This window comes from Paraplanobispora takensis (genome assembly GCF_016863195.1).
GTDB lineage: Bacteria > Actinomycetota > Actinomycetes > Streptosporangiales > Streptosporangiaceae > Planobispora > Planobispora takensis.
The window spans coordinates 1-8,609 of sequence record NZ_BOOK01000098.1; the positions used below are offsets into that span (position 1 = coordinate 1).

General features: G+C 72.5%; 5 protein-coding genes. 3 read left to right on the forward strand and 2 right to left on the reverse strand.

Annotated elements, in window-relative coordinates:
- The first annotated feature begins 38 nt into the window (after nt 1–38).
- Together gap and Pta02_RS40245 are read left to right on the forward strand one after the other, a co-directional pair.
- Nucleotides 39–1,031 (forward strand): type I glyceraldehyde-3-phosphate dehydrogenase, encoded by a 993-nt coding sequence (gene gap / locus Pta02_RS40240; protein ID WP_203880316.1) that lies wholly within the window; start codon nt 39–41, stop codon nt 1,029–1,031.
- Nucleotides 1,032–1,333: 302 nt separating this feature from the next.
- The gene (locus Pta02_RS40245; RefSeq protein WP_203880317.1) at nt 1,334–2,212 is read left to right on the forward strand and encodes a universal stress protein; all 879 of its coding nucleotides are present in this window, start codon (nt 1,334–1,336) and stop codon (nt 2,210–2,212) included.
- 163 nt (nt 2,213–2,375) lie between these two features.
- Here Pta02_RS40245 and Pta02_RS40250 read toward each other — a convergent pair whose 3' ends face one another.
- On the reverse strand, nt 2,376–2,894 hold the full coding sequence (locus Pta02_RS40250) for a pyridoxamine 5'-phosphate oxidase family protein (RefSeq protein ID WP_239131598.1): 519 nt from the start codon (nt 2,892–2,894) through the stop codon (nt 2,376–2,378).
- Between the two features lie 233 nt (nt 2,895–3,127).
- Here Pta02_RS40250 and Pta02_RS40255 point away from each other — a divergent pair, with 233 nt between their 5' ends.
- Nucleotides 3,128–5,875 (forward strand): cation-translocating P-type ATPase, encoded by a 2,748-nt coding sequence (locus tag Pta02_RS40255; protein WP_203880319.1) that lies wholly within the window; start codon nt 3,128–3,130, stop codon nt 5,873–5,875.
- Nucleotides 5,876–6,219: 344 nt separating this feature from the next.
- Here Pta02_RS40255 and Pta02_RS40260 read toward each other — a convergent pair whose 3' ends face one another.
- Entirely contained in the window at nt 6,220–8,607 is a 2,388-nt protein-coding gene (locus Pta02_RS40260) for a glycoside hydrolase family 65 protein (RefSeq protein ID WP_203880320.1), read from the reverse strand.
- Nucleotides 8,608–8,609: the final 2 nt, after the last annotated feature.

Sequence of the window (8,609 nt, forward strand, 5' to 3'; positions counted from 1 at the left end):
ACGATGAAGCCGGAATGCGGCGCGGGAAGGGGACCATCATGAAGATCGGTATCAACGGGTTCGGCCGGATCGGCCGGGCCTTCCTGCGGCGTGCGCTGCCCCTGGGCCTGGAGGTCGTGGCGATCAACGACGTCACCGACGCCGCGACCCTGGCGCACCTGCTGGCCTTCGACTCCACCTACGGGCCCTTGGACCTGGCGGTCGGCTCCTCGGCCTCGCACATCGACGTCGACGGCCGCAGCATCCCGGTCACCGCCCATCCCGACCCGGCCGGCATCGACTGGGCCGCCTACGGGGCCGCTCTGGTCATCGAGGCCACCGGCCGATTCCGCACCCGTGAGCAGGCGGCCGCCCATCTGAAGGGCGGCGCCCGCCGGGTGCTGATCTCCGCCCCGGGCAAGAGCGTCGATGTCAGCATCGTGCCCGGCGTCAACGATGACGCCTACGATCCGATCCGCCATGAGATCGTCTCGCTGGCCTCGTGCACCACCAACTGCGTCGCGCCGATGGTCAAGGTGCTGCACGAGAGCTTCGGCCTGGTCAAGGGGTTCATGACGACGGTGCACGCCTACACCGGGGATCAGCGGCTGCTGGATGCCCCGCACAAGGATCCGCGCCGGGCCCGCTCGGCGGCGGTCAACATCATCCCCACCACCACCGGTGCGGCCCGCATGGTGGGCCGGGTCCTGCCCGAGCTGGCCGGCCGGCTGGACGGCATCGCGTTGCGGGTGCCGGTGGAGGACGGCTCGCTGACCGACCTGGCGGCGCTGCTGGCCCGTCCGGTCAGCGCCGAGGAGGTCAACCGGGCCTTCGCCGAGGCGGCCGGGGCGCAGTTGGAGGGCATCATGCGCTACAGCGTCGCGCCGCTGGTCTCTCGTGACGTCATCGGCGATCCGGCCTCCTGTGTCTTCGACTCGGCGCTGACCCAGGCCGACGGTGAGCTGGTCAAGGTCTTCGGCTGGTATGACAACGAGTGGGGGTATGCCAGCCGGCTGGTGGAGATGGCCACCCGCATGGCCGCGGAAAGGTGAGCGGCGACTTGGGCTTCGGCGCGCACCGGGCCGGCGACGGGCGGCTCGGCCCGGTACTGCTGGCGTGCATGCGGAACCTGTGCTGCCCGGCGGTCGTCGTTCCGCCGGATGCCGTCGCATGGGAGGAAATCGGCTGAGAGCGTCGGCACCGCGATCGGCGCCCGCCCGGATCGGAGACCCCGTCCCCTGGTCCGGGGCTGGCCGATTACCCAGAATCCGGGCCCAACGTCCCCGGCGCACAGGGACGTTGCGCTCTGCCGCGAAATACCATCTTTTCCGAGGATGAGGGTGAGGTGAGAGCAATGACTGATCCGCACGCATCCGCCCCCGGCCGGATCGTCGTCGGCTACGACGGCTCGGATTTTTCCATGCAGGCCCTGGACTGGGCGATGGACGAGGCCGAGCTGCGCGGAGCATCGCTGACGGTCACCCACGCCTGGCGCTGGCCGTACGGCAAGGCATCCGAAGACGCCCGGCTGCACCTGCGCAAGGCCGCCGAGCACGTGCTCTACCACGGCGTCGACTGCGTGCGCTCGACCAGCGCGCTCACCGACGTCCGCGCCGACCTGTACGAGGGCGCGGCGGCCGAGCGCATCGTGGAGCTGTCGGCCGGCGCGCAGCTGGTCGTGGTCGGCTCCCGCGGCCTGGACGCCCTGGCCCGCTCCGTGGTCGGTTCGGTGGCGACCTACGTCACCACGCACACGCACGCCCCGGTGATCATCGTACGGGGTCCGGGTCCGATCCCCGCGCCGGTGGAGCCCGGCCCCCTGGTCCTCGGGCTGACCGTCATCACCCCGGAAGAGGTGGTGGAGTTCGCCTTCGCCGAGGCCGCACTGCGGCAGTTGCGACTGGTGGCCGTGCACGCCGGGCACCAGCAGCCCGCCGAAGGGGGGACGGTGATGGAGCCGCTGCCCGGCATCGAGGCGGAACGCGAGCGGATGGACAAGCACCTGGCACCCTGGCGCGAGCGCTACCCGGATGTGCCGGTCACCTGCCGATCCGTGGCCGCCGCACCCGCAGACGCCCTGGAGGAAGCCGGTACCGGCGCGATCATGGTCGTCGTCGGCGCGGGCCGCTTCCACAACCGGGGCCGGCTGGGCACGATCGCCCGGGCGATGGCCGAGCACGCGCCGTGCCCGGTCGCCATCGTCCCCGCCCCCCACCGGCAGCCGTCCGGATAGGAGAGGCCGACCGCCGGACAGGGGGTTGCTCTTGCGGACCGCGCCGCGGGAGAGAACAGGTGATCCTCGGGCGCGCCTCCGTGACGGCGGATCGGCCGTCATCCGGCGTGCGCCAGGCGCTCGGCTCGCTCCTTGATCGGTTGCGCGCCTTGCGCCATGGTCATCAGGTTGTGGCGGGTGCGCCCGGTTCCTGGCGGATGCGGCGGCCGGTGATCTCCGCGGGGACGATGCGGATGTAGAGTTCGCGCTCGCCGCCGGCCCACGCCTCGACCCCCGAGGAGACGGCGGCGGCCCGGTCCTCGGCGGAGACCTGGTGGGCGCCGCCCAGGATGAGCACGCTCCAGCCCGTCCGAGTGGCCTCGTCGATGTGGTCGACCTCGAAGGCGATCTTGATTGCGACGCCTTTCAGATGGGTGCGCAGATCCTCGTCCATCGGACCGCCGATGGCGGTGCGAAACAGCGCCGCGCCCTCGTGGAACACGTAGTTGACCGGGATGATCGCCGGACCGAGAGCAGTGGTGAACCCCACCCGGCCGACGCCGCCCGGCGAGATCAGCCGCAGGCATTCTGCGGCGTCGAGCTCCTCCAGTACGGGGTGCGCCCCGGCACGGCCCCGCCCCGGCGGCAGATCCACCTCGCCGCCCAGCAACTCCTCTGCGCTGGTGTCCAGCGCGGCGGCCAAGCGGCGTACGGTCTCGGCGCTGTATTGCCGGTGACGGCAGGCCATCCCAGGGGCGGAGGGCCCTATTGCCCCTGCGACCCTGCCGCGTCGCCCAGAGGACCTCGCCGCGTCGCCGACCTGGCCTGCTCCGGTGCCCGATCGACTTGGCAGACGAATGATCAAGGACGAAGGTCCTTCCCGGAGGTGTCCTTCGGTCCGGGACCCGCCACCACCACCGGTGATTTGCTGAGGCCATGGACGACATCGACCTGCGCGCCGTCGGCGGGCTGTCGCAGGAGGCCGCCGTACGGCTGCTGGCCGAGCACGGTCCCAACGCGCTCCCGCAACCGCAACCGCCGTCGCTGGCCGCCCGGGTGGTCCGTCAGCTCGCCGATCCGCTGTCGGTCCTGCTGCTGATCGCCGGGCTGATCACCCTGCTGGTGCTGCGCGAGGTCTCCGAGGGCGCGGCCATCGTCGCCATCCTGGTGGTCAACGTCGTCATCGGGGTCGGTCAGGAGAGCAGAGCCGATCAGGCGGTGCGCGCGTTGCGCACCCTCACGGCGCCGATGGCCAAGGTCCGGCGGGACGGCACGGTGCGGCGCGTTCCGGCCGCCGAGGTCGTGCCCGGCGATGTCATCGAAGTCGCCGCCGGGGACCGCGTGCCCGCCGACGCCCGCATCCTGTCCGCCGGCGCCCTGGCCGTCGACGAGGCGATGCTCACCGGAGAGTCGCTGTCGGCCGACAAACACCCCACCGCGCCCGCGAAGGACGGCACCCCTCTGGGCGATCGGAAAGGGGAGCTGTTCTCCGGCACCCTCATCGTGCGCGGCACGGGAACCGCGCTGGTGATGCGGACCGGTGCGGACACCGAGATGGGCCGCATCGCCGCCGCGCTGGAGGGCGGCGGCAAGAGCCCGCTGGAGCGGGATCTGGCCCAGGCCTCCCGGCGCATCGGCGTGCTGGCCCTGGGCGCAGGCACCGTGATGGTGTTGATCGGCCTGAGCCGGGTCAGCCAGGGCCAGGCCGCGCTGGCAGACATCATCTTGGCCGGGGTGGCCCTGGCCATCGCCGCGGTCCCCGAAAGCATGGCCGCGGCGGTGACCACCGCCATGGCCCTGGGCTCGCAGCGCATGGCCAAGCTCGGTGTGATCGTCCGCAAGTTGCCGGCGATCGAGGCGCTGGGGGCGACCACCGTCATCGCCACCGACAAGACCGGCACCTTGACCACCGGGCGCCTGACCGTCGCCGACCAGGTGATCGCCTCCGGCGCAGGTCGCGCGGACACGGTGGGTGCCGGTCGGGCGGCCATGCCCGGGGCGGGGCGTACGGATGCATCGGACGCCGACCGGGTGACCGTCTCCGGTACCGGCCACGCGGACACGCCGGACGCCGAGCTGTGGCGAGCCGCGCTGCGCTGCAACGACGCCCGCGACGGGCTCGGCGACGCCGTCGATGTGGCGCTGCAGGCGGCCGCCACCGCCCGCGGCGTCCGGCTCCCGCCGGGTGAGAGCCGTCTGGCCGAGCGCCCCTTCGACGCCGAGACCCGGTCCATGACGGTGCTCACCGCCACCGCCGATGGGCCGTTGCTGACCCTCAAGGGCGCGCCCGAGGTCGTCCTCGCGCGTTGTGCGCCCGGTCCCGAGGTGGACCGGCTGGCCGCCGCCGTCCCCGAGCTGGCCCGGCGCGGTCTGCGGGTGCTCGCTCTGGCCACCTCACAAAGTCCCGTCACCTCCGCGGGCTCCACCGGCTCCGCGGGACGAGACGCGGCCGACCCCGACATTCTGGCCACCTCCGCAGGCTCTGCGACTCCCGGCGTAGCCGATCTTGAGCAGCTCGCGGAGCTCGACGCCACCGGACTCACCCCGGCCGGGCTGGTCGCCCTCAGCGACGAGATCCGCCCCTCGGCCCGGAGCGCGGTCGCCGACTGCCGGGCCGCGGGCATCCGCGTGGTGATGGTCACCGGCGACCACGCCGACACCGCCCGGGCCGTGGCCGCCGACGTCGGCATCGAGCCCGACCCCGTCATCACCGGCGCCACCCTCGACGGCGCCGACCGGGACAGTGCCGGTCTGGAGAGGGCCGGGAGGAACGGCAGCGGCCGCGCGGCGCTGCTGCGCCAGGCCGGGGTGCTGGCCCGCGTCGATCCGGCCACCAAGCTTGAACTGGTGCGCGCGCTGCGCGAGCACGGCGAGGTCGTCACCATGACCGGCGACGGCGTCAACGACGCCCCGGCGCTGCGCCACGCCGACGTCGGCGTGGCCATGGCCGGCGAGGAGGGCACCGACGTCGCCCGCGAGGCCGCCTCCGTCGTCGTCACCAACGGCGAGCTGGGCACCATCGTCACCGGGGTGCGCCACGGCCGCGGGCTTCACCACAACGTCGCCTCGATGATCGGTTACCTGCTCACCGGGAACCTCGCCGAGATCTTCTTGGTCCTGGTCGGCCTGCTGCTCTGGCCCGACCTGGTCATCCCGCTGCTCCCGGTCCACCTGCTCTGGATCAACCTGGTCCTGGACGGCATCCCGGCCATCGCTCTGGGCGTCGACCGGCCCGCCGGAGACCCGCTCACCCTGCGTCCTCGCCGAGGCGGCCTGCTGTCGCGGCCCGCCGTCACCGAGATGGCACTGCGGGCGCTGCTCATCGGCGCACTCGTCTTCGCCGCCGTCGAGGTCGCCCGCCACCTGGACTGGAGTGAGGAGCAGGTGCGCACCCAGGCCGTGCTGGCCCTGGTCTACGCCCGGCTCACTCTGGCCTACGTCGCCCGTGCCCGCCGCTGGACGTTCGAGCACGGCTGGTGGCACGGGCGCGCTGTACTGATCGCGGTGCTTGCCACGGCGGCGCTGCAGACGCTGGTGACCCTGGCACCGCCGCTCGGCGCGCTGCTGGCGCTGGTGCCGCTGCCACCGCTGGGCTGGGCCATGGCACTGGCCGCGGGCCTGGTCACCCCGCTCTTGTGCGATCTGCTGCGCCTGGCCCACCCCCGCGCGGAGCGGGCGCGCTGATCCCTGTCCGCGAGGAGCGGATGCGCCGGCCCCGCCCCAGAAAAGAACGGGCCCGGCCGATTCCGCCCAGGAGGTCCAAGCCCAAGACCAGGGCTTCTGGCTGGAGGTACTGAGCTGGTCGCGCTCACCGGAGAGCAGACGGTGCGATGACGCGGCCTTCCACACCCAGGCGCTGGAGCTGTACCACCTGCGGGAGTTCATCCGCACGCAGCTGTGCTCCGGGGAGCACCTGCAGATGATCATGCGGCTGGGCATCACCACGGAGGAGGCCGGAAGCCTGCGGCGGCCGCTCACCGAGATCCTCGACGAGCCGGCCGTAAGGGGCTCGGCTCGGACGGGCCGGTTCAGCGGGCCGGGACGAGTGCGTCGCGTTCCTGCTCCTGGCGGGCGAAGAAGTGCTCGGCACCGCGCCCAAGCTCGGCACGCCGGCCGTACACGGTGATGCTCAGGTGCTCGGGGCCGTCGTCGGCGCGACTGACCCGCACGCCGTCGCGTCCCACGCCGATGGACAGGCAGGCGCCGTGGATTCGGATCGGCAGGGCCAGGGTGGTGAGCCGGGCGGGCAGCTGCGGGTTCAGCCGTACCTCGCCGGGGCTGGTCTCCAGGCCGAGATAGCAGCGCTGTACCAGATCGAGCGTTCCGGCCATGGCGCCCAGGTGCACGCCCTCGGCGGTGGTGCCGCCCTGCACATCATCGATGTCGCAGGCCAGCGCCTCGGTGAAGAACCGCCAGGAGCGCGCCCGGTCGGAGCGGGCCAGCACCCAGGCGTGCACGACGGCGCTCAGCGTGGAGCCGTGACAGGTGCGCTTCAGATAGTGCTGGATCGTACGGGGGATCAGGTCCGGGGCGGCCGGGTAGCCGAGCCGTTCCAGGATCTGCCCGAGCTCGTCGGCGGTGAGCAGGTAGAACAGCATGAGCACGTCGGCCTGCTTGGAGGCCCGGTAGCGGTCGGGGCTGTCGCCTTCGGCCTCCAGCGCCCGGTCCAGGCGGCGCACCCCCCGATAGCACTGCCAGTCCAGCTCCAGCAGGTCGGCGTACCCGGTGAACTGGCTGATCACCCCGTCGTGGAAGTCGACGCGCATCTGACGGGTGATGTCCTCCCAGCGCTGCAGCTCCGGACCGGTGAGTGCGAGCCGCAGCGCCAGCTCCTCCCGTTCGCGCTCGGGCAGCAGGTCCAGTGCCTCGCGGGCGCGCAGCAGCAGCCAGACCGTCATGACGTTGGTGTAGGCGTTGTTGTCCAGACCGGGGGAGAGCGCGCCGGGATAGCCCTCGTGGTACTCATCGGGCCCCATGACGCCGCGGATCTCGTAGCGGCCCGAGGCCGGCTCGAGGGCGGCCAGCGAGGCGAAGAAGCGGGCGATCTCCACCAGCAGCTCCGCCCCGGCCTCGGCGAGGAACTCGATGTCGCCGGTGGCCGCGTGGTAGTGCCAGACGTTGTAGGCGATGGCCAGCCCGACGTGCCGCTGCAGGTGCGAGTGGTCGGGCAGCCAGTGCCCGGAGACCGGGTTGAGGTGCAGTGTCTGGGTCTGCTCGGTGCCGTCGCTGCCGCTCTGCCAGGGGAACATGGCGCCGGTGAAGCCTGCGGCGCACGCGGCCGCCCTGGCCTCGGGCAGGCGCCGCCACCGGTAGCGCAGCAGTCCGCGGGTGACCTCCGGGAAGCGCAGGGTGAGCCAGGGCAGTACGAACAGCTCGTCCCAGAAGATGTGCCCCCGATAGGCCTCGCCGTGCAGGCCGCGCGCGGGCACGCCCGCGTCCAGGTCGGCGGTGTGCGGGGAGAGCGTCTGCAGCAGGTGGAAGACGTGCAGATGGACGACGCGCGCCACCTGCGGGCCGTTCACATCCAGGCGGGCACGGTGCCACAGGCCGGCCCAGGCCATCCGGTGCCGGTCGAGCAGCTCGCCGAAGCCGGGCGCGCGCCGTATCGCGCGGATGGCGGCCGAGGGGGCGTCGGCGATCGCGTGGTCGCGGGAGGTCGTCAGTGCGACGATCTTCGTGAACGTTGTCTCCTGCCCCTGGTGCAGGTCGAGCATGTGGTGCTCGGCGATCCACGTGCTTCTGGCGTCGATCCGGCTCCGGGCGGGGGAGGTCTCCACCCGGGCGGCCAGGGCGACGGTGATCTCGGAGGTCCGGGTCTTGGCCGTCAGCCAGGTGATCCCATCGCGCGCGCCGGTGGCGTGCCCGGTGAGGTGGGCGCCGTTCAGGTCGCGGTAGCGCCTGACCCCCCGATTGCCCACCCGGCCGTCCAGCGCCGAGCGCACACGCAGCGGCCCCGACCAGTTCTCGGCGGTGAAGACGGTCTCCAGCGCGGCCAGGTGCGGGTCGGCCATGGACACCAGACGGCGCTGCCGGACCGCGGTGATACGGCCGTGCTCGTCGCGGAACCGGAACGTCCGGTGCAGCACACCCTGGCGCAGATCCAGCTCCTGGCGGTAGTCCAGCAGGTCCGCCGTTCCCGGATGGAACCAGGTGGTGGCGGGGGTGGCGAAGGTCAGCGGCAGCCAGTTGGGCAGGTTCACGATGTCCTCATTGCCCACGGTGCGCCCGGCCACGGTGGAGTCCAGCCGGTCGAAGCAGCCGGCCGCGTAGGTGCCGGGGTAGTGCACGCCGTCGGCTTCGGACTCGGGCGCCGCGCCCCGGCTGGCGAAGTAGCCGTTGCCCAGCGTGCACAGCGCTTCACGCAGCCCTTCGGTCACCGGGTCGAAGCTCTCGTAGGCCAGCGTCCAGGCGGTCATGA

Bases quoted from the DNA above. Each gene is read 5' to 3' on its own strand.
- Pta02_RS40245 (WP_203880317.1), top strand. From the start codon at position 1,334: ATGACTGATCCGCACGCATCCGCCCCCGGCCGGATCGTCGTCGGCTAC.
- gap (WP_203880316.1), top strand. From the start codon at position 39: ATGAAGATCGGTATCAACGGGTTCGGCCGGATCGGCCGGGCCTTCCTG.
- Pta02_RS40260 (WP_203880320.1), bottom strand. From the start codon at position 8,607: ATGACCGCCTGGACGCTGGCCTACGAGAGCTTCGACCCGGTGACCGAA.
- Pta02_RS40255 (WP_203880319.1), top strand. From the start codon at position 3,128: ATGGACGACATCGACCTGCGCGCCGTCGGCGGGCTGTCGCAGGAGGCC.